This is a genomic window from Pseudomonas sp. UBA6310 (genome assembly GCF_002438225.1).
GTDB classification, from domain to species: domain Bacteria; phylum Pseudomonadota; class Gammaproteobacteria; order Pseudomonadales; family Pseudomonadaceae; genus Pseudomonas_O; species Pseudomonas_O kuykendallii.
Genome location: NZ_DJTK01000071.1, coordinates 4,628 through 30,956, shown reverse-complemented (window position 1 = coordinate 30,956; position 26,329 = coordinate 4,628). Strand labels below are relative to the sequence as shown.

Genomic DNA, 26,329 nt, shown 5'->3' with positions numbered 1-26,329 from the left:
CCGGGCAATCCTAAAGCGCGCGGGATTCTAACAGCTTGCTTGCGTTGCTGTTAGAGCCGCTGCTTCCATTCATATAACAGCTGCATAGCATGCCGCGGTGTCAGCTCGTCCGGATTGATCCTCGCCAACTCATCAAGAATCGGATGCGGCAGGCTGGCGAACAGGTCGTTCTGCACCGGAGCCAGGGGTTTTCCGGGCTCCTGGCGTGGTGCTTCATGCGGCAGGCTGGTGACTTCAAGGCGCGCCAGATGCTCCTTGGCGCGGCCGATCACGTCGCCGGGGACACCCGCCAGCTGCGCGACCGCCAGGCCATAGCTCTGGCTGGCGGGGCCAGGCAGGACGTGGTGAAGGAAGACAATCCGCTCGTTGTGCTCGGTAGCGTTGAGGTGGACGTTGGCCACCACCGGTTCGCTTTCCGGCAGCACCGTCAGCTCGAAGTAGTGAGTGGCGAAGAGCGTGTAGGCGCGTAGCCGGGCCAGGTGTTCGGCCGCCGCCCAGGCCAGCGAGAGGCCGTCGAAGGTGCTGGTGCCGCGGCCGACTTCGTCCATCAGCACCAGGCTGCGGTCGGTGGCATTGTGCAGGATGTTGGCGGTTTCGCTCATCTCGACCATGAAGGTCGAGCGGCCGCCGGCGAGGTCGTCGGAGGAACCGATGCGGGTGAATATCCGGTCCACCAGCGACAGCTCGCAGCGCGCCGCGGGAACGAAGCTGCCGATGTGCGCCAGCAGCACGATCAACGCCGTTTGCCGCATGTAAGTCGATTTACCGCCCATGTTAGGGCCAGTGATCACCAGCATGCGGGTGCCGTTGTCGAGCGACAGGTCGTTGGCGACGAACGGCGTTTCCAGCACCTGTTCGACCACCGGATGACGGCCCTGCTCGATGCGCATGCAGGGTTCCTCGACGAAGCGCGGTCGGTTCAGGTCGAGGTTCAACGAACGCTCGGCGAGGTTGCTCAGCACGTCCAGCTCAGCCAGCGCGGCGGCGGTGTCCTGCAGCGGTGCGAGTTGCTCGATCAGCAGTTCCAGCAGTTCCTCGTAGAGCAGCTTCTCGCGGGCCAGCGCGCGGCTCTTGGCCGACAGCGCCTTGTCTTCGAAGGCCTTGAGCTCGGGCGTGATGAAGCGCTCGGCGCCCTTGAGCGTCTGACGGCGGATGTAGTCGGCCGGTGCCGACTCGGCCTGCTTGCTCGGCAGTTCGATGAAGTAGCCGTGCACGCGGTTGTAGCCGACCTTCAGGTTGGGCAGACCTGTGCGCGCCTTTTCCCGGGTTTCCAGGTCCATGAGGAACTGTCCGGCGTTCTCGCTGAGCGAAAGCAGCTCGTCCAGCTCGGCGTCGTAGCCCGTCTTCAGCACGCCGCCGTCACGGATGACCGCCGGCGGGTTGTCGATGATCGCGCGTTGCAGCAGGTCGGCGAGTTCCGGATAGGTGCGGATGCTCCGTGCCAGTTGCAGCAGGTGGTCGGCGACCAGGTCGTGCATGCCGTTCTGCAGTTCCGGCAGGGCGCTGAGTGCGTCGCGCAGGCGTGCCAGGTCGCGCGGACGGGCGTTGCGCAGGCCGATGCGGGCGAGGATGCGTTCGACGTCGCCGATTTCCTTGAGCTGCGGCTGCAACTGCTCGAACCGATAGCGCTCCAGCAGGCAGGTGATGGAATCCTGGCGTGCCTCGAGCACCGCGCGGTCGCGAAGCGGACGGTTCAGCCAGCGCGTCAGCAGGCGGCTGCCCATCGCGGTCTGGCAGCGGTCCATCACCGATTGCAGGGTGTTGTCGCGACCGCCGGAGAGGTTGGTGTCCAGCTCCAGGTTGCGCCGGCTGGCGCCATCGAGGATCACCGTGTCGTCGAGCCGCTCGTGGCGCAGGCTGCGCAGGTGCGGCAGGGCGGTGCGCTGGGTTTCCTTGGCGTAGCCGAGCAGGCAGCCGGCGGCGCCGATGGCCAGCGTCAGGTTTTCGCAGCCGAAGCCTTTCAGGTCCTGGGTGGCGAACTGCTGGCAGAGGCTCTTGAAGGCGGAGTCGCGGTCGAAATCCCAGGGCGCGCGGCGGCGCGAACCGCGGCGCTTTTCGGCCGGCAACCCTTGTGGCCAGTCATCCGGAATCAGCAGCTCGGCGGGGTTGAGCCGGTCCAGTTCGGCCAGCAGGTTTTCCCAGCCGGCGATTTCCTGGACGCTGAAGCGGCCACTGGAAATATCCAGCACCGCCAGGCCGAACAGGCGCTCGTCGCCGAGCACGGCCATCAGCAGGTTGTCGCGGCGCTCGTCGAGCAGTGCCTCATCGCTGATGGTGCCCGGCGTGATGATGCGCACCACCTGGCGTTCCACCGGGCCCTTGCTGGTGGCCGGATCGCCGATCTGCTCGCAGATGACCACCGACTCGCCGAGTTTGACCAGCTTGGCCAGGTAGCCCTCGGCGGAGTGATGCGGGATGCCGCACATCGGTATCGCCTGGCCGGCGGACTGGCCGCGCGCGGTGAGGGTGATGTCGAGCAGCTTGGCGGCCTTCTTCGCGTCTTCGTAGAAGATCTCGTAGAAGTCGCCCATGCGATAGAACATCAGTTGGTCGGGGTGCTGGTTTTTCAGCGACCAGTACTGCTGCATCATCGGGGTGTGAGAAGAAAAATCACCTCCGGCCAAACTCGCGTCGTTTCTACCTTTCAACCCATTAAGCGCCGTGGATACTGACATTCAGGCAAATTCTCTTTGGTCTGTGGCTGTCTAGTTATGACCAGCAGTGTAGTTTTATGTCTTTTCATTAGTATGGTTTTAAGTATAGGATCGCTCCATACCCCTATGGAGTTATACCCATGACTGGAGAAAACCATACTGGCGTCGCCAAGCGCGGCACCGCCAAGTTGCACGGCAAGGCCCTGACCCTTGCCATTATCAAGGCTATGCAGCCCGGTGACGAACTGGCCGACCCGGAACATCCGGGGCTTCGCGTCCGCTGCAAGGCGGTCGGCACCGGTAAGCAACAGGTCTTCTTCTATCGCTACCGAAATTCGGCTGGCGCGCTACGCCAGGTCGAAGTCGGCGTACTTGGCCCGATGCCGCTGGCCTCGATCCGCTCGCGCTGGCAGGAGCTGAAAGATTCAGTTCGCAATGGTACGGACCCGCGCGAGGAACTGAAAGCCGCGAAGGCTAAGGCGGTGACCAAGCAGCGGGCCGAGAAGGTCAAGCAACTGACTGTCGGCGACGTGGTCGAGCAGTACCTGGCGGAGTCGGTAGAACCTTCGCGAAAAGCCAAGGGTGCCGATGAGACCCGCCGCTTGTTGGCGCAGCTGATTCGGTTTGCTTCCTGGGTAGCCGACCAGAAGGCGCGGAACACGGCGGCGTGGCAGCGACGCCGGGGTAAGTTGCCGAAGGATCTTGAAGACGTGGCGGACCTGCCGGCAGTGGAATTCAACCTGCAGCGCGCGCATGAGCTCTTGCTCGCCTTTGGCTCAGGGGCGCCCCGCTCGGGCGGGATGGTGCGCCAGGAGCTGCGAGCGGCTTGGGACCATGCCATTGGGTCTGGCCGTCTTCATGGGCCGAACCCATTCGCGAAGCAGGGCAAGAAGGACAAGCTCGGCGGCGCGGCCCTGGTTGCGACCAGCAAGCGGGAACGGGTGTTGAGCAAAGAGGAGGCCGGTTTGCTGTTGCGATGGATGGCGGAGCCGCGAACGTACTCCCGCACCGTTCGCGATGCGCTTGAGCTGGTGCTTCGCACAGGCCTGCGCTCGGGAGAAGTTTGCGAGATCCACAGCCGCGAGCTGGAGCGGCGCGATGGCGTGCTGTGGCTCAACATCCCCGGCGGCCGGATGAAGGGCAAGGCAGATCATTCCGTGCCCCTGGTTGGCCGTGCCGAGCAGATCGTTCTGGCTCGCATGCCGGATCAGGCCGGGTATCTGTTCCCCGACAAGACCGGCAAGGCACCGCTCAAGCAGAAGGTGCTCGGAGTGGAGGTCTATTGCTGCAGCGGTCGTTCAAAGGCGAAGGCCTACGACGCGCGCCGAGTCTGCCCCGTTGCTGACTGGGCCGCGCATGACTTGCGACGTACAGCACGGACGCTTCTAGCCGAGTTGGGCTGCCCCTACGAAGTCGGTGAGTCGATCCTGGCTCACACCCTGCCCGGCGTCGCCGGCATCTACAACCGGGCGCGCTTCGAGGAGGCCAAGATCGAATGGCTCACCAAGCTGGGCGAAGAACTCGACCGGCTGACTGCCAGCAAGGCCCCGCTGGCGCTTGTGGAAGCGACGGCATGACTGACCTGAAGAAGACAGCAGCTGAGGCTTTACGAGGCCGCAGAGGCGCAGCGCGGAGCCTCTGGGCCCGCGTGGCAGCTGGCGACACTGATCCCGATCTACAGAGATGGCTCCAAGCCGTGGCGTCGCGCGTGCTCCAGGCGGATGAGGCCGGGGGTAAGCACCGTGGAGATGCCCTTGCTGCGGCGTTGGGGCTGCGTGGCACTGTCGATCGCAACGCGGAGATCAGGGATGTGGTGAGCGTCTTCGATGCCCTGGATGCGCTCGACCCTGTCCGCCGAGGGCATGAGACAAAAGCGTTGGTCGAGTTGCTGCGCCAGCGACAGCTTGTCGACGATCTCGCCACCGATGACGAGATCCGAAAGCGAGTCGATCGAATCCGCAAGGGCTGACAGGTCCGCCCGCATCTTCCGGTTTTAGCGGGCGGAGCTTGGAGGCGCATGTGTAGATATTTGGAGGCGTCCAAATAAGTTAGGTTGCCTCCAAATGAAACAGAAGAAGCCAGCGAACACCCCGGCACCTCTGCTATTCACTATGGCCGAGGTCATGGAACTGCTGAAGTACAAGTCGCGCCAGGCCGTCTATGACCTTCTCCGCCGCGACGAAACATTCCCCCGCCCGCGCCGTACCCCCACCGGTTATTTGGTGTGGCTGAGCGCCGAAGTTTTCGCCTGGGTTAGCGCGCTGCCGGTTGCGGAATTCACCGGTGCGGATGCCATCGAGGCCCATGCCCTGCGCGGACTAGAGGCTGCCCAATGACCAGTGGACTCGAACAGCTTCTGCGCCCGCTCCGGCTACGCGCCAACCAGACCGACGATACCGACCTGCGCCAGGCTGTTGCACTGCTCCTCGATGCGCAAGAGCGCCTCGCTGAACTGGCCGCTGAGCGGGATAGAGCGCAGAAGGACAACTACCGCCTGCGCGTGCAGCTACGCAAACTGCGGAGCCGGCCCGCTTCCACACAATCAATGGAGCAATGCTGATGAGTTCTGAACAAGTCGAAATCCTGCAGGCCCGCCTTCACCAGGCTCAGGGTGTTCTCGGGGCACTGCAAGCCACCGACGATGGCACCGGCACCGTACTAGACCCCCATATGCTCAATAGCTCGTTGTGGGCGGTTCAAGAGCTCTTACAGCAGGCCCAGGACGCTGCGCAAGCGCTGGCGGCAAGAGGAGCGTAGCGCTCGACTCACTCAATCAAAGCCCGCGCTCAGCGGGCTTTTTCGTTGGTGCCGCCTCAGGTGTGCTTACCGCTCAAATCTCCTGCGATCTTGTACCCGTCAATACGCGGAGCCCTACGGAGGCGAACCCAATGAGCAGCACATACACCTACACCGACGACGAGTTCAATCTCACAACCGAGGAGTTCGCGGCACTGAACCGGTTGAAGGCTGAGTCCATCCGCAGGCAGATCCAGAGGACCGGGTCTTACTTTGGGATCGAGCCCATGCGCCTGGCCAACGGCCGCCTGCTTTTCCCAGCGGTGAAGCCCAAGGCCGACCGCCAGGCGAGAGGCGAGGAATGACGATGACCAGCTTTGTTGAGGCAATGCAGGGGCCATCCAGGCGTTCGGTCGCCTTACGGGAGCCGGTCCCAGAAACGACGAAGCCCTCAGGCGAGCAACCAGAGGGCTTCGGGTACAACAACGAGGCGGCCACCACAACCGTCCCAGGCGCAGCAGAGGAAAGCAGTATGCAGGACCACGATAACACACCACTTGCTGTACGAAAAGCAACCAGCGCATACGGCGCCACCCCAGACGATTGGGCCATGCTCGCAGATGTTGCCGGCCTGACAGCTGACCTGTTGCCGGTAGTGAGCAATCCCGGCGCGCGCATCTCCTCTGACTCGAAGCTCAAGGCCCTTGGCAAGGTGCCCAGCTTGTTCAACGCCGCCGGCGAAGTGGTTGGTATCGCCCGCTGGACTGACAAGATCAGCACGCCAACGAACATCGACCGCTGGCAGCAGAACCCGGACTTGGGTATCTGCATTCAGACCCGCACGGTGCGCGCACTGGATGTCGATATTGATCTGCCAGACGAGGTTGCGCAGATCCGCGAGATCATCGCCAAGCACCTCGGGAATCTTCCGGTAAGGGGTCGCGCTGACAGTGCCAAGTGCCTGCTCGCGTTCACGCTGCCTGGGGCGTTCACAAAGGTCATTCTCAAGGCCAAGCACGGCGCCATTGAGTTCCTGGCGGATGGCCAGCAGTTCATCGCCGCTGGCACACACCCCAAGGGATCGCGCTACGAGTGGGAAGGTGGTATGCCGCATGACTTCCCTGAGGTCAGCGTGGAGGCGTTCGAGGCCTGCATGGCCGAGCTGAAGCACTGCTTCGCTGTCGAGGAGGAGGTCGTTTACTCGGCGGGTGCTCAGCTTAAGTCCGCACGTCGAAAGACCGATGCCAACGATGACATGGCGGATTACCTCTTGGTCACCGGCTGGGTGCTCAGCGAGTCGCGCGATGGCCGCTTGAACGTAACCTGCCCGTTTGAGCACGAGCACAGCGGACCGAGCGCCGATGACACTGCTACGCAATACATGCCAGCTGGTGTGGGCGGCTTCGAGCGGGGCCGGTTCCACTGCCTACACGCGCACTGCGCTAATCGCGATCAGGGCGACTACATGGAGGCCGTGGGTTACATCGCCGCCCAGTTCGATGCTCTTGAGCCTTTCACTCCAGACGAAGAGGAAGAGCAGGCAGCGATCGAAGCGCGTAACCAGTCGGTATTCGCCCGAGCCAGGCAAGCCGCACTGGATGCCATCGAGAAGGCGCGCATCGAGAGTGGTGGCCGAGAAGCCTTCGAGCAGGCGCGCCGTAAGTACCAGCGGGAAGAGAATGCACGCATTGGCGAAGGCGAACACCGGATTCCTAAGGCCGAGGTGGTCACCCTGCAGCAGGCACTCAACCGTTTCGTATTCCTGGCGGACGGCTCTCGCGTGGCAGATATGTTCAATCCGCACTACGACCTCCCGTTCGTAGACTGGGCTGGCACCTATGCTGCGTCGTTCGAGGCCGTGCCGCAGCCGGAGAAGTTTCTGCCTGACGGCAGCAAGAAGCCCGCGCCGGATAAGAAGGTGCCGATGAGTGGGTTGTGGAAGGCCTCGCCCGAGCGCAAGACGGTCGTCTGCCGGACGTTCAAGGCCGGTGGCCAGATGGTTCTACCCGACCCAGCGGGCCGGCTCGCTCTGAACCTTTGGAAGCCGTTCGACCGAAGCCTCGAGGTGGCCGATCTCGAAGCGGCCGGGGTTGGCCTGTTCGTGGGGCATGTCGAGTTCCTCTTCGGTAAGGATGCCGGCCGATTCCTCGACTGGCTGGCGCACATCGAGCAGTGCCCTGGCGAGCTGCCGCACACTGCTTGGCTGCACATCGCGAAGAACTTCGGCATGGGGCGCAACTGGCTGGCGTCGGTGCTTGCTCGTGTCTGGGCGGGCGCAGTCGCTGCGAACCTGGACCTGGTGGGCATGCTGGGTTCCGGCTTCAACGGGCGCCTCTCCCGCAAGGTGCTCGCGGTTGTGGATGAGATCCGCGAAGGTGGTCGTGAATCGCAATGGGCGCATTCGGAGAAGCTCAAGAGCACGATCAACGAGGAGACGCGGACCATCAACCCAAAATTCGGGCGTGAGTCTGTCGAATACAACTCCTGCCGTTGGCTGATGTTCTCCAACCATACCTCGGCGATCCCGCTGGAGAACGGCGACCGCCGTATCGAAGTCGTCAGCACCAATGCGGCCCCGAAGGGCGTTGCGTACTACGAGCAGCTCTACGCAGCTCTGGGCAATCTGCAGTTCATTGCAGCGGTGGCGAAGTTTCTCGGCGCCCGAGATATCTCCCAATTCAAGCCGGGCGCGCATGCCGTGCTGACCGAGGCGAAGAAAGCGGCCACCCAGGCCAGCCAGACTCCGACGAGTATGTTTTGCGAGATGCTGATCGACTTCTGGCCGAGTGACCTGATCACTTCCGCAGATCTGTATCAGGTTCTGGCCGGAGATGACTTCACCGGTCGTGGCGGCCTGACGCCGGGGCACCGTCGCGTCTTGGAAGATCACTGCATCGAGTCCGTCGGCAAGCCGGTGAAGATCCGGGGGCGCGCCACCCGCGTGTCGATTCTCCGTGACGCACAAAAATGGAAGCAGGCAACCGGTGACGAGATCAGGGCCGAGCTGCAGAAAGCCGAACAGGAAGAGATGAGCGCCCGTGAGTATCTGGAGAATCTGGCAGCTGACGAGGAGGGGGCGACCAAATAGCGTATCGCGTATCGCAACGAGGGAGGGGCCGCTCAATGGAGCGGCCTTTTTGCGTTTAGGTCTGAGGGAGGCGGGTTGCGGTTACGCTGGTTACGCTGGTTACAGTCCTTCTGAGAGAGGCAAGATCAACTTTTCATTTTTATATCCTCAGCCTTATGGAAGTGGTGTAACCAGCGTAACCAGCGTAACCGGGCAGAGGTTGGGCGCTTCGGTGACCCTCAAAACGCCACCGGCACGCAGGAAAAACGGATTCACGGCGCAACCACCCCCGGAAAAGCGTGAGGGTGCGCGCAAGGGCTACCGGATGCCGCGCATTTCATTGGCGCCACGCGGCGTCAATTGCGTTGGCTACGTCGCCAAAGAGGCTCCCACTTAACGGAGGGCAATTCTCTGAATAGCCTGAGCCATTAACGTTGAGAATTGTCTCGTTGGTGAGGGTATCAACTAGGTCAACGTTTAAAGCCTCGAAGTTGTACCCGCCGCCGAAGCAGCGGCGTGCCCAGTTGTAGGGTGCAGCCCCATTTATGACGAGCACATAGCGGGCTTCAGCCTCGTTGTATGACTCAATCCTAGCTCCTGATGTCTGCTCCATAACCCTTGATCGAGAGCTCCAGCGCAGCACGCGAAAGCCCTTTTGTTTCAAGCGACTCTGGATCTCGATTACCCATGGCGCGCTTGGTGCGTTGAGGGCTACCACTCGAGGACCGGTAATCTCAGTGTCACTAACCCTCACTGCCCGGCCCGATGCGCATCCTGCGAGCAAGACAATGAGTCCTGCGACCATAAAGAAGTTCTTCAATGTAATTCCCTAGTTAAATGCCTAGGCTCCTCGGAGGGTAGTCTCCGTTTTGCGTAGGCAACAGTAATCCATTATCGAAGCAGCTAATCAGACTCCTGCGCAGAAACGTGGCCTTGTGCAGTCGCCCAGAGGGGGTACGCGAAGAGCACACACCTATTTGCTATCGGTCCGAATACGCCGGATTCCGGGGTCTTCAGGCAGATCTATACCGGAATCAATACCGCTGCCTATACTGCTGCCAGCGATTGGGGTGTTTCCCCTGGCTCCTCGACCAGATACGCGAACCACGGGAGGTACATGTCCGCTGGCTCCTCAAAGCGAATTGAGGGGATTTCAGTCCAAGGGCCGTTCATGCCGTCGATGGCGGCGATGCCCCTTCCCTCGGCCAGGCCAAGGTACTTCTTCAGTCCGTCCGCCACTTCCTGAAGTTCGCCCCCGCTCATCGCGGCGAAGAACACGAGCCCACTGGGATGGCCGACGTGTTTGCGCATGAACGCGCCCACGCAACCCGGTTGGTTATGAAAAGCCGCCACCGGCACCACCAGGCTCATAGCCAATACCGGCAACTGCAGGCCGGGTTTCGTACTCATTCTTGGTCCTTCCTCAGGTGCGCATAGCAGCGGATAGCGGCGAGATACTGCCGCCAACCGACCCGCACAGCAAACGAGAAGTTCTCATGACCAATGCAAATGAAGATCCGTTCATCCGTGTCCGCGACGCAGGGGCCTACCTGGGCATCCCGGTGCGCACGCTGTACGACCTGCGGCAGCGTGGCGCTTTGCCTGAGCCAATCACGATCACCCGGAAGTTAAAGGGGTGGCGCCGCTCGACCCTGGATGCGTTCTTGGACCAAGCTGTGGGCGCACGCACATGAGTAGGGTCGTGAACCAATGCGCGAATCGGCTCCGCGATCTTGTCCTGGCTGACTTCATGGCGACCCCCAGCCGGTCAGAAGTAATGCTAGCGATCATTGAAGCAGGCGCACGACAGCAGCGACAGCAAATCGTCTTCCGCTGGGTACCCGGCGCCTGCGATCCGCGTGGCGATTGCTTTGAGATCTACCGCACCGGCGACGAGCCCCATCGCTTCCGCACAACCAAGGCCGGCGTTTGGCCTGCCTGGTGCGTCATGGCCGACCGAGGCTTCGGCGATAGCCTCCGGGCCCGTGACTTTGCGGAGCCGGGAGCTACAACGGACAAAGCCGTCAGCCGCGCGATTCGCCAGGATGCTGCGAGCTGGTTTGCCTACCTGGGTTTCCCTGAGCTCGAGGCGGCCTGCAAGTGCATTCACCTTAAGGGTGGGCTATTCGAGTACGAACCAGCCGGCAATGCTCCCAGGATCAAAGCCGATACGGCTGCCCCAACATGGGCGCCAGCTAAGCGCCTCCCAAAGGCGCCGCGCCCCACTGTTCTCGGGCAACCGTAAGTATCTGGTCTGGTTGCGCTACTGGAGCGCTACCAGACCACGTTCAATCCGTCCGCCAAAGCATCCTTAGGGCACCAACCAATGGAGCCCAAAGATGTCCATCACTTCCCAAACCGCTGCCGTCCAGGCTGCCGTAGTTGCAATCGACGCGCTGCTGGCCGACGTGGCCTCGCATGTTGCAGATCTTGACCGCGCCCTGCTGGCACGACGCGACGCGATTCACGCTGAGTTCGCCGCAGCCGGTGTGCCCGCCCGCGTTGCCCAGACCGTTTCCGCCAACGCAGACCGGGATATCGCTCGCGCGTTCTTGCACTCGGCTGCCGAGCCACTGCTCCGGCTGATCGAACCTTCGTACCCCCGCATCAATACTGTCTCGCTGCCTGAGTTCAGCGCACGGCTTGCAAGACTGCAGGCCGCCACCATGGGGAACCTGGCATGAGCACAGTGAAGCCCGTACCGCACAGCATCGAAGACCGCCTGCTGGCCGCTCGCCGTGATCGCAAAGAGGTCAAGGCCCTACTTGGTCAAGCTGTCCTCCAAGCCCGCGAAGAGCGCGAGATCAAAGCACTGGAGGAGGAACTCGACCTGCACACGGCAGCCATCGAGCGCTTCAAGGCCGCCATAGAGGCCCAGGCCCAAGCCGTGGTCGAGCAGACCCTTGAGGATCGTAAGGCCGCAGTGACCGATGCCCGAGCAACCATCACCAATCGCGATGGAGAGATCGACAAGGTCACCGCGCAACTACTGGCCGGCATCAACCAGCTGGCGCCCCTAGCCAAGCGCCTTAAAGACGCGGTCGACGAGCGCAACGCCGCACTACGCACCGGCTTGAAGGCGGGCCTCGATAAGCCGAGCTGGGCCAACGTCACCTCCAGCGGCACCGTAACTCCGCTGCCCTTTGTCGCTGCTGCCCTCGGCACCGCGCTTATCGAGGCAGGGCTGCCAGCCGTCGGCGTGCATATCGACGTCGCAAGCCGCACTGATGCCGACCAACTTGCGAGTGGTATCGAACGGGTTCGCTCGCAAACCGAACGCTTACTGCGCAAGGCCGACGCGTGCCTGAGCGCACCCACCGATGACGACCTGGACGAGGAGCTCTGACCATGGAATTCCCATTCGAGAGTAAGTACCAGGCCGATCAGCGCGCAGCCGCCGAGGCTGGCCAAACCCAGCGCCAAGCAGCCGCTGCGAACCCAGAGGAAGCCCGAGCTCAGGCGCTGTTCGGTGGCACCATGCAGGCGCCCAAGCAGGCGCCACGCCCGCAGTCGCTGCTCGGCAACCCCGACGAGGCGCTGGCCGAGAAGCTGTATGGCGCCACTACTGCCACCACCCGCCCCGAGGGCAGCACCGAAAAGACGGACATCAATGACGAAGACAGCCTGTACCGCAAGCTGTACGACCCACAGCTCTCGCTGAAGGAGAGCCTTCCCGATCGCATCCTTGATGACGTGCTGATGGAGCCGGAACAACGAGAGGCGGCACTGCAGGAGCTTGCTGAATATCGGCAGATGGCCCACGAACTGAGCGTACCGGCCGAAACGGTCGAGACGCTGCGCGACCTGCACCCGCAATTCGAGCACGCAACCGAAGGCCAGGTGGCTGACTGGGCTGAAGAATCCAGCTCGTGGTTGGTTCAGACCTACGGCGCCGCAGAGGCGGGCAGGGTCATTCAGCAGACCCGAGCCTACGTGAACTCGCAGCCGGGACTCCGCGAATTCCTTGACTATGGCGGGCGCGGCTCGCATCCGAAGGTCGTGCAGGCCGTTGTCGAACTGGCGCGGAGGGCGCGCAAATGAGCCAGTCGAAGTGCCTAGAAATGGAGGCCGTGGCAATGGCCCGCGCGCTCGACGAGGCAGCGTCGATTATTGGTCTGGTCGACCCGCTCGACCGGGAAGCCCGAATGGAGCTGCGCTTGAAAGCCTACGACCTGCTCGCTGCTTCCCGGCGCCGGCAGGCTGTGAACTATCTCGCCCACGATCTGGACGTCGAGATCCACAAGCTCAGCCCCAAGAGCGACGTCCCGCATGGAAAGCCGTCGGGCTTTTTCAAGCGGAAGCACTGAGATGGCCCGGCGCTACGTGGGTGTAACCGAGGCCGGGAACCGGTGCGGCGAGGACCACCACCGGGCGAAACTTCTCAACCGGGATGTGGATCTGGTGCGTGAGCTGAGGGAAGAGCATGGGCTCAGCTATTCCAAGCTTGCTGCGAAGTTCGGCGTCTCCAAGAGCACGATTCGAGACATCTGCCGGTACAGAAGGCGCGTTACCTATCCCGTTCGCTTCAAGCGCGTAGCGGAGGAGCCGCAGGCATGACGGACTACAAGCCGACCAAGCTCGTGGCCGTGCAATGCAACGCCAGAGGCAAGCCGATGGGCACCAGTCACCACGCCTGCCGGTACAGCGATGAAGTGGTAGCCAAAGCTCGTGCGATGCGTGAGCAGGGACTCTCCTACAAACAGATCGCCACCACCCTGGGCATCCCCCATCGGATGACGGTCTGGGGCTGGTGCAACGGCCGCCGGCGCAACAACCCAGCGCGCGTGATCATGCGCCGAATACCAGAGGAATCCACCATTGAGCAGTGAACAACTAGATCGGGGCGAGCAGGGTCGATTCCTTGCCGGCAATGCGCCGAAAAGCCCCGGTCGACCGAGAGGCCCGAGCGCAGGCGAGCAGGTCCGCGCGCTCATTGAGCCTCACAAGGCCGAAATCATCGCGAAGGCTGTCGAGCTGGCCAAGCTGGGCGACCCACACGCGTTGAAGCTGTGCTTAGAGCGCTTGGCCCCCACGCCCCGCCAGGAGGCTGAGAAGGTCACCGTGCCCGGCCTTGCCAGCGCACCGACGATGCAGGCCAAGGCCCAGGCAATCATGGCTGCCGTAGGCGACGGGCAGATTAGCGCGGAGGCTGGCGACAAGCTCCTGCGCATGCTCGACACCTACGGGAAAGCCGTCGTGCTGACGGAGCATGAGCGGCGCCTGGCGGCCATCGAGGGCAGGGCGCCGCGCCAGATCGCGCCGCTGCTCGCAACGAACAACTCCACCGAGGACTTGGTATGACGCCAGCATTCGAGCGCCGCCTGGCGAAGGCGGAGGCCGCCCAAGCCAACGCCGGCGACCTGCGCCAGCAGATCTACCGCGCCAGGCAAAACCCGCTGGCGCCCAGCCATAGCCGAGAAGAGCTGCTGCAGCTGGCGGAGGACGACACTACCGTTGGCCGCATCGCCCGTGGCTGGCTGCGAATCAACTTCGTGGCTCCCTCGCGTTCACGCGGCGCACAAGCCCAGGTGATCGACCCGGAGACTGTGCTGCCGGCAATGGCGGCGCACCTCTATGATCGCCCGCTGGCCTTCGTACTGTTCGCTTTCGACTGGGACCGCGACCCCTCGCTGCGCGTCGTCAAGTTGCCGGAGCCTTGGGCGGACGCTTACGCCAGTGAGTACGGGCCGGATGCATGGGCGTGCGAGCTGCTGGATCACGTCGGTGGTCAGGTCATTGAGCGCGCATTCGATGGCCGCAACGCAGTTGATGCGATCCGCGCCGCGATCAGCTCCGGCCACGGCATCGGCAAGTCCGCGATCACCGGTTGGTTGGTCGGCTGGATCATGTCTACCCGGCCGAACGCCCGAGGTGTGGTCACCGCCAACACTGCTCCTCAGTTGGAGTCGAAGACCTGGGCCGAAATCAGCAAGTGGAACAAGCGCAGCCTGTTCGGTGACTGGTTCAACCTCACCACCGGGCGTGGGTCCATGCGAATGGTTGCCGTGGGCTTTGAGGAGTCCTGGCGTTGCGATGCCCAGACCTGCCGTGAGGAGAACAGCGAGAGTTTCGCCGGCCTTCACGCCGCAGACTCCACGCCGTTCTACCTGTTCGACGAAGCGTCTGCCATCCCGGCCAAGATCTGGGAAGTGGCGCAGGGCGGTATGACGGATGGTGAGCCGATGTGGTTCGCCTTCGGTAACCCCACGCGCCTGGGCACGACCTTCTACGATGCCTTCAACTCAGCCAGTCACCGCTGGCACACGCAGATCGTTGACAGCCGCAGCGTGCAGATCACGAACAAAGCGCAGCTGCAGAATTGGATCGATGACTTCGGCATCGACTCCGACTTCGTGAAGGTCCGTGTGCGCGGCGTCTTCCCCAGCGCGAGCAGCCTGCAGTTCATCCCACAGGATCTTGTCGACGATGCGATGGAGCGGGAAGTAGAAGTGCTGCGCGAGGAGCCAGTCATTGTGGGTGTCGACGTTGCCCGCTTCGGCGGCGACCGATCTTGCATCTTCACCCGCAAGGGCAGAGACGGCCGCCACTTCCCGCCAATCCTGCTCGATAAGCTCGACCTGATGACTCTCGCGTCGGTGGTCGCCGACCATATCAACCTGCTCCGGCGCGTGCATGCCAACGTGATCGTCGCTATCGACGGTGGCGGTGTGGGCGGAGGGCTTGTCGACCGGTTGCGCCAGCTTGGATTCAGTCCGATCGAGGTCCAGTTCGGCAGCAAGGCTACCGACCCGCGGCGCTACGCTAACAAGCGGGCAGAGATCTGGTCGCTGATGAAGGTGTGGCTGAAGGGAGGGGCGCTGCCCAAGCGTGACGACATCGTCTCGGATTTGGTGAACGTGGAGTACAGCTACACGACGGCCGACGCGATCTTGCTGGAATCCAAGCAGAGCATGAAGGCCAGAGGCCTGCCCTCGCCGGACATCGCGGATGCCATTGCACTGACCTTCGCCGTAACCGCCCCGTTGGCGCGACCTGACGATGCGGTGAGACCGCTGCAGCACGGCGAGGCCTATCGGCCCTACGCCTACATGGAGAGGAGCGGCTCCGGTGGAATGACCGCAGCCGATGCGGATCGCGCCCGGCGCATTTACGATCACCGAGGCGCGTCTCAGCCAGTCTACGACCCGTACAGCAACTGCTGATGGGAGGAGGCGGCCGGAGTTACTCCGGTTTCTCGCTGTCCGGCTGTTGCGGCCTCTGCTGCTCTACCTGCTCCGGCTTCGGCCGTGGCCAGTTCTTGGGCTGCTTCACTCCGCAGATAATCACGCCGCCTTTCAGCGGGTGGTTTGCTGGGAGCGGCTGCCCCCGCCTGTCGATTATCGCCATCGCTTATCGTCCTTCGTCAGTATAGGAAAAGGTGTGGTTTCCTAACTCTGTGCCCTGGAGGCCCCGCCAATGCTGGATTTATTGCCTATGCATCATCGGCGTATGTGCCGAAAGATCCTTGTTTTGCTTTGCCATCAGTGACTTAGGGATTCTGGAGAGTTGCTGGGGAAGGGCGGCGCGCGGTCGGAGAGCGGCGCCGGATCACCCGGAAGACAATGCAGCGGCTGGCTGCGGCGATGGCGAAGATTACCACGGGCGATCTGGTGCCAGCAGGTGCAGGGAGCAACGCGCGGTAAGGATCAGCGCCCGCGCAAAACGCCGATGTCAGTCCGCGCTGGCTTCGAAGCGTTGCTGCAGCCAGCCCTGTACCAGGCAGGTGGAAAAGGGCGAGGTGCTGCAGTCGCCATTGGCCAGCGCCCGTCGGATAGCCGGGGCGTCGGCGCTTTCCACGTAGGCGATGGCATCCTCCATGCGTCGCGGGTCGCCGAAGCCGCCGTGCTGCATTTCATCCAGCGCCGCCTGTTTGCTCCAGCCCTCGATCACCTGGCGGTACATCGCCGCCATCAGGCCGGTGCGGTCGCGGCCGTGCTTGCAGTGGATCAGCACCGGCCCGTTCGCCTGGGCGCGTTGTACGGCGCGCAACACCTCGATGACGTCGGCATCGTCGACGCGATCCGCGTGCAGCGGAATGTTCACCCGCTGTACGCCGGAGTCGCCGAGCCAGGGCGCGTCGCTGTCCTCGATGAAGCTGATCACCGTGCGTACCCCGAGCTTTTCCAACTGCTGGCGGTTGGCGCGCGCCGGTAGCGCGCTGCGATAAAGGGTGGGAGACATCCGATAGAGATTGAACGTCCCGTTCAGGGGCGTCGCCCAGGTTGGCGCGCGGGTGCCGCCCGTTTCGCCGGGCGTGGTGGCGGCGAAGCCCGGCAACGAGGCGAGCAGACCGCAGAGCAGCATCGCCCAGGCTGACGGGAGGAGGCGGGTCGGGATTGAAACGAGTCTCATGGAACGCTCCTGATGGGTTGGGAGCGATCCTGTCGCAGGGGCTGTGAAGCGCCGATGATGAGCGGGTGAAAATTCTGTAGTGAGCGCCCGCCGGGCGGTTTCATCGTTCAGTCGTCGGACGGCGTCATTATCGGGGCGCGGGTGGGTGTTCAGCCTGTGTCGGCGCCCGATACAGTGATCCAGGGACGACGCCAGCGGCCGTCGGCATGCATCGTCCGCAGTGGCTATACCAGTACTGAATGCCCATGGATGGCTAATTGAGGGGAACGGTGATGGACGATTCATCAGTACACGAGGATGGCTCTGCGATCCGGATTCTTGGCTCGCGTCCCTCCCGTGTGCCCGACTTCGAACGCGAGAACCGTGCCCTGGCGGAACTGGCCGACGCCATGGCGGAAAGTCCGGCTACCGTCTTGCAGAGGCTGGTCGAGCTGGTGGTCGAGACCTGCCAGGCGGATTCCGCCGGTGTCAGCATTCTCGAGACGGACGTTGCGGGCGTGGAGTGGTTCCACTGGCACGCCGTCGCCGGTTGCTGGGCGCCGCGGGTGGGCGGGCGGATGTCGCGGTTCGCCAGCCCCTGCGGCGCGGTGATCGACGGCAACACCAGCCTGCTGCTGCGCGATCCGGGTCGGCTCTACCCAGAAGCCGCGCAGTTCGATCCGCCGGTCGTCGAACTGCTGCTCACGCCGTTCCATGTCGATCACCAGCCGGTCGGTACGCTCTGGGCGGTGCGCCATGACGCGGACGGCCAGTTCGATGCCGAGGATTTGCGCCTGCTCATCAGCCTTTCGCGTTTCGCCTCGGCGGCGCATCGGGCGATCAGCGCCGCCACAGAACTGCGCGCCAGCGAGGCGCAATTCCGCGCGCTGGCCCAGGCGATGCCGCATCACGTATGGATGGCGCTGCCCAACGGCCTGCTCGACTGGTTCAACGAGCGCATCTACGACTACACCGGTGCCACTCCGGGCGATCTGGAGCGCCACGGCTGGCGTCACATCATGCATCCCTCGGACATGGTGCAGGCGGCCGAGCGCTGGCAGGAAGCATTTCTCAATGGCGACACCTACGAAGCCGAATTCCGCCTGCGTCGTCGCGATGGCGTATACCGCTGGCACCTGACCCGCGCGCTGCCGGTTCGCGACGAGCTGGGCGCGATCATCCGCTGGGTCGGCACCAACACTGACATCGAGGCACAGAAGACCACGTCCCAGGTGCTGGCCCGGCTCAACGAAACGCTCGAACAGCAGGTCGCGGAGCGCACCGCCGATCGCAATCGCCTCTGGCAGCTGTCCAGCGACATCATGACCCTGTGCCGTAAGGACGGAACGCTGCTCGCCGTCAATCCGGCATGGACGCGGGTGCTCGGCTGGAGCATGGAGGAATCCGTCGGCCGTAACGCGCTCGACTTCGTGCATCCCTACCACCTGGAGCGCGCCCGGCAGGAGATGAGCCTCTTCGAGGACGGCGCGAGCATTTCCGGCGTCGACAGCCAACTGCTGCACAAGGACGGCGGCTACCGCTGGATCACCTGGGGTGCGGTCTTCAGCGATGGGGTAATCAGCGGCGTAGGACGCGATTTCACCGCCGACAAAGCGCGCGCCGAGGCGCTGCATCTCGCCGAGGAACAGCTGCGCCAGTCGCAGAAGATGGAGGCGATCGGCCAGTTGACCGGCGGCATCGCGCACGACTTCAACAACCTGCTGACCGTGATCATCGGTTCGCTGGACATGCTCAAGCGGCGCCTGGATGCCCAGCGCAGCGACGGTATCGAGCGCTTCATGGACGCGGCGTCCTCTTCTGCGCAACGGGCCGCGGCGCTCATCCACCGCCTGCTGGCCTTCGCCCGCCGGCAATCGCTGGACACGCGTCCGTGCAACGTCAATCTGCTGATCGAGGGCCTCGACGACATGCTCAGGCGCACCCTGGGCGAACGCATCAGTCTGGAGACCGCGCTGCACCACAACCTCTGGCACGCCCTGAGCGACGCCAACCAGTTGGAGAGCGCGCTGGTGAACCTCGCGATCAATGCCCGCGACGCCATGCCCACGGGCGGCCACCTGAGCATCGATACGGCCAACACGGTGCTCGACGACTCCTACACCGCGGGCCTGGAGGCGGTGTCCAGCGGCGAGTACGTGGTGATCTCGGTGTCCGATACCGGCTCGGGCATGTCTGCGGAAGTGCTCGCCAAGGCCTTCGACCCGTTCTTCACCACCAAGCCGCTGGGGCAGGGCACCGGGCTGGGGCTGTCGATGATCTACGGCTACGCCAAGCAGTCGGGCGGCCACGTCAGGATCTACAGCGAAGTCGGCCGCGGCACCACGGTGAAGCTCTACCTGCGTCGCGCGCCGGATGAGCAGCTGCCGCTGGAAGTCGAATCGCCCCGCGCGCCCTACGGTCTGGGCGAAACCGTACTGGTGGTGGAAGACGAGGCCAGCGTGCGCATGCTGATTACCGAGGTGCTCGACGTGCTCGGCTATCGCTACCTCGAGGCAGCGGATGCGAAGGCCGGTCTGGCGTTGCTCGGGCGCGAGCCGCAGATCGATCTGCTGGTCACCGACGTTGGCCTGCCCGACATGAATGGGCGCCAGCTCGCCGAGATCGCCCGGGAAGGGCGGCCCGGGCTGAAGGTGCTGTTCGTCACCGGCTACGCGGAGTCCACTTCAGTGCGCGGCGGGCTGCTCGCCGAGGGCATGGAGATGATGACCAAACCGTTCGCGCTGGATGCGCTGGGCAGCAAGATCCGCGAAATGCTCGAAGGCTGAATGGCGTTCCGACGAGCTGCAAGCCGTCTGGCAGGCACTGCTGAACTTCACCGCCGCCGCTCCGGTCATTTGCGTGAACGCCAATTCCGGCGTCTAGCGGAGAGTGTGCAGATGGTGGTACGGGTCGAAAGAGTAGAAGGCACGCAGCCGTTCTGGCGGCTCTATCTCAACGATTTCTACTTCGTCTGCGCCAGCCATGAAGAAGCCCAGGCGCTGAAGTACAAGGCACTTGCCGCCAACCAGTCGCTGTACACCCCGCCGACGGCCGCCGCCGTGCGGGAGCTCGAGGTGCTGTCCTGATTCCGGACAGCGCCAGGTTTCATCGTCGATCGCGTTGTAGCAGGAGATTGTCCCGGTCAGATGACCGCGCATGCGAGCGTGAGCCTTATCTGAATCGGCGCCGCAGCTGAGGTAGGGTATGCATGCCCGATCCTGCGGAGAACGCCATGGACACCCTTACCAATCTCGCCCGGCAACTGGGCGAGTGCCTGAAACCCCTGACCGCCCAGGTCACCACCGCGGAATCCTGCACCGGTGGCGGCATCGCCGAAGCCATCACCCGCGTCCCCGGCAGCTCCGCCTGGTTCGAGGCCGGCTACGTCACGTATTCCAATAACCAGAAAACCGCCCAGCTCGGGGTGCCGGCCGAACTGTTCGCGCAGGTTGGCGCGGTCAGTCGCGAGGTCGTCGAGGCAATGGTGCGCGGCGCCTGTAGCCGCAGCGGCGCGCGTTTCGGCGTGGCGGTGAGCGGCGTCGCCGGCCCGGACGGTGGTTCCCCGGAGAAGCCGGTCGGCACCGTATGGCTGGCCTGGGCGGACGGCGAACGGCTGTTCGCGCAACGCCGGCAATTCCCCGGAAATCGCGATCAGGTTCGCCACGCCACCGTGCAGGCCGCCCTCGAAGGACTTATCCGACTAGCTGCCGGAGAAAATCCCGAGCGGGGGTAGGCGACCGGCCAACCCTGTGCTCTAATACTGTCTACTTATACAGTTGTCGTGGCCTCTGGCCCACTTGAATCGAGAGGACTTCAATGGACGAGAACAAGAAGCGCGCCCTGGCTGCGGCCCTTGGCCAGATCGAAAAACAATTCGGCAAGGGCGCCGTGATGCGCATGGGCGATCATGATCGCCAGGCCATTCCGGCCATCTCCACCGGCTCGCTGGGCCTGGACATCGCGCTCGGCATCGGCGGCCTGCCGAAGGGCCGGATCGTCGAGATCTACGGTCCGGAATCCTCCGGCAAGACCACCCTGACCCTGTCGGTGATCGCCGAAGCCCAGAAGCAGGGCGCGACCTGCGCGTTCGTCGACGCCGAGCACGCCCTCGACCCGGACTACGCCGGCAAGCTCGGCGTCAACGTCGACGACCTGCTGGTCTCGCAGCCGGACACCGGCGAACAGGCCCTGGAAATCACCGACATGCTGGTGCGCTCCAACGCGGTCGACGTGATCATCGTCGACTCCGTGGCGGCACTGGTGCCGAAGGCCGAAATCGAAGGCGAGATGGGCGATACCCATGTAGGCCTGCAGGCTCGCCTGATGTCCCAGGCGCTGCGCAAGGTCACCGGCAACATCAAGAATGCCAACTGCCTGGTCATCTTCATCAACCAGATCCGCATGAAGATCGGCGTGATGTTCGGCAGCCCGGAAACCACCACCGGGGGTAACGCGCTGAAGTTCTACGCCTCGGTGCGCCTGGACATCCGCCGTACCGGCGCGGTGAAGGAAGGCGAGGAAGTGGTCGGCAGCGAGACCCGCGTCAAGGTCGTCAAGAACAAGGTGGCGCCGCCGTTCCGTCAGGCCGAGTTCCAGATTCTTTACGGCAAGGGCATCTACCGCAACGGCGAGATCATCGACCTTGGCGTGCAGCTCGGTTTCGTCGAGAAGTCCGGCGCCTGGTACAGCTACCAGGGCAACAAGATCGGCCAGGGCAAGGCCAATGCCGCCAAGTTCCTGGAAGACAACCCGGAAATCGGCAACGCCATCGACAAGGCGATCCGCGACAAGATGCTGGTCGCACCGTCCGACAGCAAGGCCTCTGCGGTCGCGGCCGACGAAACGGCCGACATCGACCTCTGAGTCGCGGCATGCCCGTCGTCCTCGACACAGCGGTCGCGGTACGCCGGGCGGCCATGGATCTGCTCGCGCGGCGTGAACACAGCCGCGTCGAGCTGACCCGAAAGCTGCGCAAGCGCGGCGCTCCTCCCGAACTCATCGACGGCGCATTGCAACGGTTGGCCGAAGACGGCCTGCTCAGCGAAGCCCGATACCTGGAAAGCTACGTTTCGAGTCGCGCGCGTGCCGGTTACGGGCCGCAGCGCATTCGCGAAGAGCTGGGCCAGCGCGGATTGCAGCGCGATGATATCGAGCAGGCAATGCAGCGGTCGGATATCGACTGGAGCGAAAACCTGCGCGACGTCTGGCAGCGCAAGTTTCGTGGCCAGCTTCCCACCGATGCCCGCGAGCGCGCCCAGCAGGGGCGGTTTCTCGCCTACCGCGGTTATTCCCTGGAAATGATCGGCCGGCTGCTACGCGGCGCACTAGACGATTGAGCCTGCCACCTTTGGTGGTCCCGGCATTCACCAAGTGCCTCGTTTCTGCCTCTGGCCGCTGCCAGGTCTGGCGGACGATTTCTTCTACTCACCCATCGACTCGATCCCGACCCCGGCTGAACCGGCAGCGCGTGCGGAGGTGGATGACGCTTCGTTGTCAGGCTCCGTTAGCGCAGTCGCATCTGCCGCAGGATCGCGCACCCGGTAAGGAAGATCCGGCCGTATCGCCCAGGATGCCTTGCAGGCAGGCGTGACTTCGCGTGATGAGGCGAGGCCTGACTGCGCGCCTGTCGCCCGGGTGGCTGTGCGCGCATGACCTTGAACGCCTGCCGAACGCCAACCGGCGTCCTTGCGGAGCGCCGGCAAAACAGGATCGGCTTGTGTGGCGCGAACGGCCCGATCAGCGCTTCGCCCAGTGCTCCGGGCGATTGACGAAATCCAGCAACTCGCGCAGGCGGCCGTGGTCGCGGCCGGTGAAAGCGAAGACCAGCCAGGTCAGCTGGCTGAGCTCCGGTTCATCCTGTTCGGTCTCGTCGTAGGGCAGTTGCTCGAAGCCGCCGCTCAGGCAGAGGTCGGTGAAGTCCTGGCGCACCCGGCCGAGAGCGGCTTCGCTGAGTGGATGGCGCAGGCGCAGGACATAGCGGCTGTTCAGCCAGCGGCTGGAGTGGAAGTTGCGATAGAACTGGTCGATTTCATCCGCCGCGTCCGCCACGTTGTTCACCAGGCGCATCAACTTCATGTCGCCCGGCAGGATGTAGCGGTTGTCGCCCAGTTGCCGGCTGATGAACTGCAACGCCTCCTGCCAGTAGCTGCCGGCGGGCTCGTCCAGCAGGATCACCGGGACCAGCGGGCTTTTCCCGGTCTGGATCAGGGTCAGCACTTCCAGCGCCTCGTCCAGCGTGCCGAAGCCGCCCGGGCAGAGCACCAGGGCATCGGCCTCCTTGATGAAGAACAGTTTGCGAACGAAGAAGAAGTGGAACGACAGCAGGTTCCCGGTGCCGTCGACGGTCGCGTTGGCGTGCTGCTCGAACGGCAGCGTGATGTTCAGCCCCAGGCTGTGATCCAGGCCGGCGCCTTCGTGGGCGGCCGCCATGATGCCGCCGCCAGCGCCGGTGATGACCATCTGCCCGCGCTGCGCCAGGGTCGCGCCCAGTTCGCGGGCCAGTGCGTACAGCGGATGCTCGATGGGCGTGCGCGCCGAGCCGAACACGGTGACTTTGCGGCGGCCCCTGAACTGCGCGAGCGTGGCGAAGGCGTGCTCCATCTCGCGCAGGGTCTGCAGCATGATCTTCGCGTCCCAGCGATTGCGGTCGGCCTGGGCCATGCGCAGCACGGTGGCGAGCATCTCGCGGTACAACGGCAGGTTGCGACTGTTTTCCGGGACGCGGGCCTCGACCAGTTCTTCGAGGCGTCGCTCGAACTCCTCCTCGCTGTGGGCGAGCGGGGAGCGGGCTTCTTCGATGGGATGGGTCACGCAACTTCTCCTTCGCCGTCCGGCCATCCACGGGCGCGAAACGGCATTGACGCCAGCGAGTCCGTACAGCGCTCGGGCTGAGCGGATGGCCCACACGGTGGGGCGGAATCGCGCCGGCGTTCGAATCGGGTTTTGTCGGCCTCGCACCCATCGTGGGGTGCGCAGGCCGTCAGGGCAGATCGAAACGCGCGTCGTGCGGCGCCGCAAAAGATGCCTCCGGCGATGAGCGTTGCCGCGTTTCGATGGGCTGCAGTTTACCCGCGTGGGGCAAAGGGTTCAGCAGGCAGGACGGCTCGCGCCGCGCAGACGGCTCTCACTGGGCACAGTCGGCCTTGGAGAAGCGCGCGGTGCCGACCGGCTTATTGGTCTGGTATTCGGAGAACTCGTAGCGCAGCAGGGCGCCCTGGTCGAGCAGCTTGCGGTAGCCGGGGTTGCCGCAAACGCTCGCGGTGAGCTGGGCGCGTACCGCGTCCGGGTTGGCGCGCATCTTCGCGGCGTGCACCGGTAGCACGCTGAGATGGTTGATCAGCTCCTTGCCCTCGGCGGTGTAGCCCTGGTCGAGGATGTCCTCGTTGATCGCCCGCGGAGTGCCGACGCTGCTTTCCCTGGCGACCTTCTGCAGCATGGCGGAAAGCTCGGTTTCCTTGAGGGATGCGGCCTGCGCGGCAACGGGCAGCAAGGCGCAGAGGACGAGGGCAGTGAAACGCGGCATGAGGTTCTCCGGAGCGAATGACAGGGCTTGGACCGGTCGCGTGGCTGGGCGTTCGCCGCGACTTCCGAGGGAGGCGATTGTGAGCCGAAGCGGCAGCTGACGAACAGCACCGTTTAAGTGTTACCAAACGCGACAGCGAAAAGATGGCTTTCTGCCTTCCCCGACCAAAGATCGGGGAAATTCCACGGATGTCCGCAGTCAGAATAGCGCCCAGGTTGCGACAACACGCCCAGGGAAGGCAGGAGGCCTGACTGTATCGAGCCTCCAGGCTGACAGCAGAATGCTCTAGGAGCTGAAAATAATGACAAGAAAGCCCCAGCGTTGGCCTCTGGCCATGCTTGCAGGCGGCCTGGTGGCCGCCCACCTACCCACGGCGCTCGCCTCGGGTTACCACTTCGGTTCGCAATCGGTTTCCGCCCAGGGCACCGCCCACGCCAACAGCGCCGAGGCGGCCGATCCTTCGACCATCTTCTACAACCCGGCGGGTCTCACCCGGCTCAAGGGCGATCAGGTCACCAACGGCATCACCATCGTTATTCCCCGCGGCGAGTACCACGACAACGGCAGCGTGGACGTCTTCGGTAACCCAGTTGAGGGCAACGCCGGCTCCTACCTGCCCGATTCCGCCGCCGCGCCGAACCTCTACATCTCCCATCAGGTGAACGACAACGTCACCATCGGCCTGGGCATCTTCACGCCCTACGGCGCCAAGCTGGATTACCAGGAAGACTGGGCCGGCCGTTACGGCATCCAGTCGGCGAACCTGCTCACGGTGAACTTCAACCCGAGCATCGCCTACCGCTTCAACGAGCACCACAGCGTCGGCTTCGGCATCTCCGCGCAGTACATCAAGTCGACCCAGCGCGGCGCGGCGGACGTGAAAGGAGCGTCGCGGCAACTGGCCGGGCAGTTCGTCGATGAGAACTATGCGGCGACCTTCCTCGCCGCGGCAGCGGGACAGTTGAATCCCATCCTCGACCCGCTGGGCCTTGGGGTGCCGGAGCAGATCGCCAGTTGCGATCCGCTGCAGAGCCGCGACGCCTTCGTCGATTGCGTGGCCTCGAACTTCGCCGACAACGTCAACGGCGACGGCTATTTCCGCGCCAAGGGCGACGACTGGGGCTTCGGCTGGAACATCGGCTACATGTGGGAGCCGACCGAGAACACCCGGTTCGGCATCGCCTATCGCTCGCACATCCGCCACACCCTGGAGGGCGACACCAAGTGGAGCTTTTCCGGCGTCAGCGGCGCGGTGCCGGACCCCTCCACGCCGCCGGAAGACATCCTCTCGGTGCTCGACCCGAGCAACTGGATCAACCCGGGCGATTTCGCCGCCACGCGCCTGCACCCGCTGCATTCCAAAGGCAAGAGCAACATCGATACGCCGGAAACGCTTTCCTTCAGCGCTTTCCATCAGCTCAACGAGCGCATCGCGTTGATGGCCGACCTGACCTTCACCGGCCACTCGCGGCTGGACACCGTGAGCCTGGCGATCGACGAAACCCCCGGCTACCCGTACTTCAATGGCGTCAAAGAGGGTGATCTGTCGGTCAAGCAGGACTGGAAGGACACCTACAAGATCTCCCTCGGGATGAACTACCAGTACACCAAGGACCTGATGCTGCGCACCGGGGTGGCCTACGACAAATCGCCGGTGAACGGTACCGACCTGCGCCATCCCGGCTTCCCCGATGCGGACCGCTACTGGCTGTCGTTCGGCGCCAACTACAAGGTCACCCCGGAGACCTCGGTGGACCTGGCCTACAGCTTCGTCAAGTTCGACAGCGGCAAGATGGACTACACGGACGGTTGCTCGCCGGCCGGCTGGGTGCCCGGCGCGGGCGGGCTCTACCAGGACAGCGGGGTTCGCTGCACCGGCAACGGCGGCACCTACAGTGGCGAGTACAAGACCCGCATCCACTTCATCGGCCTGGCGCTCAACCACAGCTTCTGATGCCTGGGGCGGCCGGCGGGTCTGCTAGACTCGCCGGCCCTTCGCCAGTGCCCCCCCGATCATGC

At 63.9% G+C, this 26,329-nt stretch carries 27 protein-coding genes; 22 read left to right on the top strand and 5 right to left on the bottom strand.

What is annotated here, in order from left to right; genetic code table 11:
• Positions 1-50: 50 nt before the first annotated feature.
• Positions 51-2,591, bottom strand: coding sequence for a DNA mismatch repair protein MutS (gene mutS, locus B3E91_RS17525; RefSeq protein ID WP_287030738.1), 2,541 nt, complete (start codon positions 2,589-2,591; stop codon positions 51-53).
• Between the two features lie 203 nt (positions 2,592-2,794).
• On the opposite strand from mutS, the gene B3E91_RS17520 reads away from it, so the two are divergent.
• From B3E91_RS17520 to B3E91_RS17490, 7 genes are all read left to right on the top strand, one after another.
• Positions 2,795-4,231 (top strand): tyrosine-type recombinase/integrase, encoded by a 1,437-nt coding sequence (locus B3E91_RS17520; RefSeq protein WP_287030737.1) that lies wholly within the window; start codon positions 2,795-2,797, stop codon positions 4,229-4,231.
• Complete coding sequence (locus B3E91_RS17515; protein ID WP_287030736.1) at positions 4,228-4,623, top strand: hypothetical protein; 396 nt, start codon at positions 4,228-4,230, stop codon at positions 4,621-4,623. Before B3E91_RS17520 ends, B3E91_RS17515 begins: the two co-directional genes overlap by 4 nt.
• A 94-nt stretch (positions 4,624-4,717) precedes the next feature.
• The gene (locus tag B3E91_RS17510; RefSeq protein WP_218422390.1) at positions 4,718-4,990 is read left to right on the top strand and encodes a helix-turn-helix transcriptional regulator; all 273 of its coding nucleotides are present in this window, start codon (positions 4,718-4,720) and stop codon (positions 4,988-4,990) included.
• Positions 4,987-5,214 carry a hypothetical protein gene (locus tag B3E91_RS17505; RefSeq protein WP_287030735.1) on the top strand — a complete coding sequence of 76 codons (228 nt, stop codon included), beginning with the start codon at positions 4,987-4,989 and terminating at the stop codon, positions 5,212-5,214. The genes B3E91_RS17510 and B3E91_RS17505 overlap by 4 nt, the downstream gene beginning before the upstream one ends.
• Complete coding sequence (locus B3E91_RS17500; protein ID WP_218422392.1) at positions 5,214-5,411, top strand: hypothetical protein; 198 nt, start codon at positions 5,214-5,216, stop codon at positions 5,409-5,411. Before B3E91_RS17505 ends, B3E91_RS17500 begins: the two co-directional genes overlap by 1 nt.
• 131 nt (positions 5,412-5,542) lie before the next feature.
• Positions 5,543-5,755, top strand: coding sequence for a hypothetical protein (locus B3E91_RS17495; RefSeq protein ID WP_287030734.1), 213 nt, complete (start codon positions 5,543-5,545; stop codon positions 5,753-5,755).
• 167 nt (positions 5,756-5,922) lie between these two features.
• On the top strand, positions 5,923-8,478 hold the full coding sequence (locus B3E91_RS17490) for a DUF5906 domain-containing protein (RefSeq protein WP_287030732.1): 2,556 nt from the start codon (positions 5,923-5,925) through the stop codon (positions 8,476-8,478).
• 1,026 nt (positions 8,479-9,504) lie between these two features.
• Here B3E91_RS17490 and B3E91_RS17485 read toward each other — a convergent pair.
• The gene (locus B3E91_RS17485) at positions 9,505-9,867 is read right to left on the bottom strand and encodes a hypothetical protein (RefSeq protein WP_287030731.1); all 363 of its coding nucleotides are present in this window, start codon (positions 9,865-9,867) and stop codon (positions 9,505-9,507) included.
• Positions 9,868-9,953: 86 nt separating this feature from the next.
• Between B3E91_RS17485 and B3E91_RS17480 the strand changes: the two genes are divergently transcribed.
• The 9 genes from B3E91_RS17480 (at position 9,954) to B3E91_RS17440 (ending at position 15,620) form a co-directional block, all read left to right on the top strand.
• Positions 9,954-10,151, top strand: a complete 198-nt coding sequence (locus B3E91_RS17480) for a helix-turn-helix transcriptional regulator (protein ID WP_125023107.1) — start codon at positions 9,954-9,956, stop codon at positions 10,149-10,151.
• 645 nt (positions 10,152-10,796) lie between these two features.
• Entirely contained in the window at positions 10,797-11,141 is a 345-nt protein-coding gene (locus B3E91_RS17475; RefSeq protein WP_125023109.1) for a hypothetical protein, read from the top strand.
• Entirely contained in the window at positions 11,138-11,803 is a 666-nt protein-coding gene (locus B3E91_RS17470) for a hypothetical protein (protein WP_287030730.1), read from the top strand. The genes B3E91_RS17475 and B3E91_RS17470 overlap by 4 nt, the downstream gene beginning before the upstream one ends.
• A gap of 2 nt (positions 11,804-11,805) precedes the next feature.
• Positions 11,806-12,498, top strand: a complete 693-nt coding sequence (locus B3E91_RS17465) for a hypothetical protein (RefSeq protein WP_218422401.1) — start codon at positions 11,806-11,808, stop codon at positions 12,496-12,498.
• A complete protein-coding gene (locus B3E91_RS17460) occupies positions 12,495-12,764 on the top strand; it encodes a hypothetical protein (RefSeq protein ID WP_287030728.1) in 270 nt (89 codons plus the stop codon). The genes B3E91_RS17465 and B3E91_RS17460 overlap by 4 nt, the downstream gene beginning before the upstream one ends.
• Before the next feature lies 1 nt (position 12,765).
• On the top strand, positions 12,766-13,014 hold the full coding sequence (locus B3E91_RS17455; protein WP_218422403.1) for a helix-turn-helix domain-containing protein: 249 nt from the start codon (positions 12,766-12,768) through the stop codon (positions 13,012-13,014).
• Positions 13,011-13,286, top strand: a complete 276-nt coding sequence (locus B3E91_RS17450) for a hypothetical protein (protein ID WP_287030727.1) — start codon at positions 13,011-13,013, stop codon at positions 13,284-13,286. The genes B3E91_RS17455 and B3E91_RS17450 overlap by 4 nt, the downstream gene beginning before the upstream one ends.
• On the top strand, positions 13,276-13,758 hold the full coding sequence (locus tag B3E91_RS17445) for a hypothetical protein (RefSeq protein ID WP_287030725.1): 483 nt from the start codon (positions 13,276-13,278) through the stop codon (positions 13,756-13,758). Before B3E91_RS17450 ends, B3E91_RS17445 begins: the two co-directional genes overlap by 11 nt.
• Positions 13,755-15,620, top strand: coding sequence for a terminase (locus B3E91_RS17440; protein ID WP_287030724.1), 1,866 nt, complete (start codon positions 13,755-13,757; stop codon positions 15,618-15,620). The genes B3E91_RS17445 and B3E91_RS17440 overlap by 4 nt, the downstream gene beginning before the upstream one ends.
• Positions 15,621-16,128: 508 nt before the next feature.
• On the opposite strand, the gene B3E91_RS17435 is transcribed toward B3E91_RS17440, so the two are convergent.
• Complete coding sequence (locus tag B3E91_RS17435) at positions 16,129-16,809, bottom strand: dual specificity protein phosphatase family protein (protein ID WP_287030723.1); 681 nt, start codon at positions 16,807-16,809, stop codon at positions 16,129-16,131.
• Between the two features lie 338 nt (positions 16,810-17,147).
• Here B3E91_RS17435 and B3E91_RS17430 point away from each other — a divergent pair, with 338 nt between their 5' ends.
• The 5 genes from B3E91_RS17430 (at position 17,148) to recX (ending at position 22,124) form a co-directional block, all read left to right on the top strand.
• The gene (locus B3E91_RS17430) at positions 17,148-19,574 is read left to right on the top strand and encodes a PAS domain-containing protein (RefSeq protein WP_287030722.1); all 2,427 of its coding nucleotides are present in this window, start codon (positions 17,148-17,150) and stop codon (positions 19,572-19,574) included.
• A gap of 111 nt (positions 19,575-19,685) precedes the next feature.
• Positions 19,686-19,874, top strand: coding sequence for a hypothetical protein (locus B3E91_RS17425; RefSeq protein ID WP_090226711.1), 189 nt, complete (start codon positions 19,686-19,688; stop codon positions 19,872-19,874).
• 146 nt (positions 19,875-20,020) lie between these two features.
• Positions 20,021-20,521: a CinA family protein gene (locus B3E91_RS17420; RefSeq protein ID WP_287030721.1), complete on the top strand. Its 501-nt coding sequence runs from the start codon at positions 20,021-20,023 to the stop codon at positions 20,519-20,521.
• 83 nt (positions 20,522-20,604) lie between these two features.
• The gene (gene recA / locus B3E91_RS17415; RefSeq protein WP_090226715.1) at positions 20,605-21,651 is read left to right on the top strand and encodes a recombinase RecA; all 1,047 of its coding nucleotides are present in this window, start codon (positions 20,605-20,607) and stop codon (positions 21,649-21,651) included.
• An 8-nt stretch (positions 21,652-21,659) separates the two neighbouring features.
• Positions 21,660-22,124 carry a recombination regulator RecX gene (recX, locus tag B3E91_RS17410; RefSeq protein ID WP_287030720.1) on the top strand — a complete coding sequence of 155 codons (465 nt, stop codon included), beginning with the start codon at positions 21,660-21,662 and terminating at the stop codon, positions 22,122-22,124.
• Positions 22,125-22,524: 400 nt separating this feature from the next.
• Here the strand turns inward: recX and B3E91_RS17405 are convergent, their stop codons facing one another.
• Positions 22,525-23,598: a TIGR00730 family Rossman fold protein gene (locus tag B3E91_RS17405; protein ID WP_414708293.1), complete on the bottom strand. Its 1,074-nt coding sequence runs from the start codon at positions 23,596-23,598 to the stop codon at positions 22,525-22,527.
• 313 nt (positions 23,599-23,911) lie between these two features.
• On the bottom strand, positions 23,912-24,310 hold the full coding sequence (locus B3E91_RS17400) for a quorum-sensing-regulated virulence factor family protein (protein ID WP_287030718.1): 399 nt from the start codon (positions 24,308-24,310) through the stop codon (positions 23,912-23,914).
• Positions 24,311-24,611: 301 nt separating this feature from the next.
• Between B3E91_RS17400 and B3E91_RS17395 the strand changes: the two genes are divergently transcribed.
• Positions 24,612-26,264, top strand: coding sequence for an OmpP1/FadL family transporter (locus B3E91_RS17395; RefSeq protein WP_287030717.1), 1,653 nt, complete (start codon positions 24,612-24,614; stop codon positions 26,262-26,264).
• Positions 26,265-26,329: the final 65 nt, after the last annotated feature.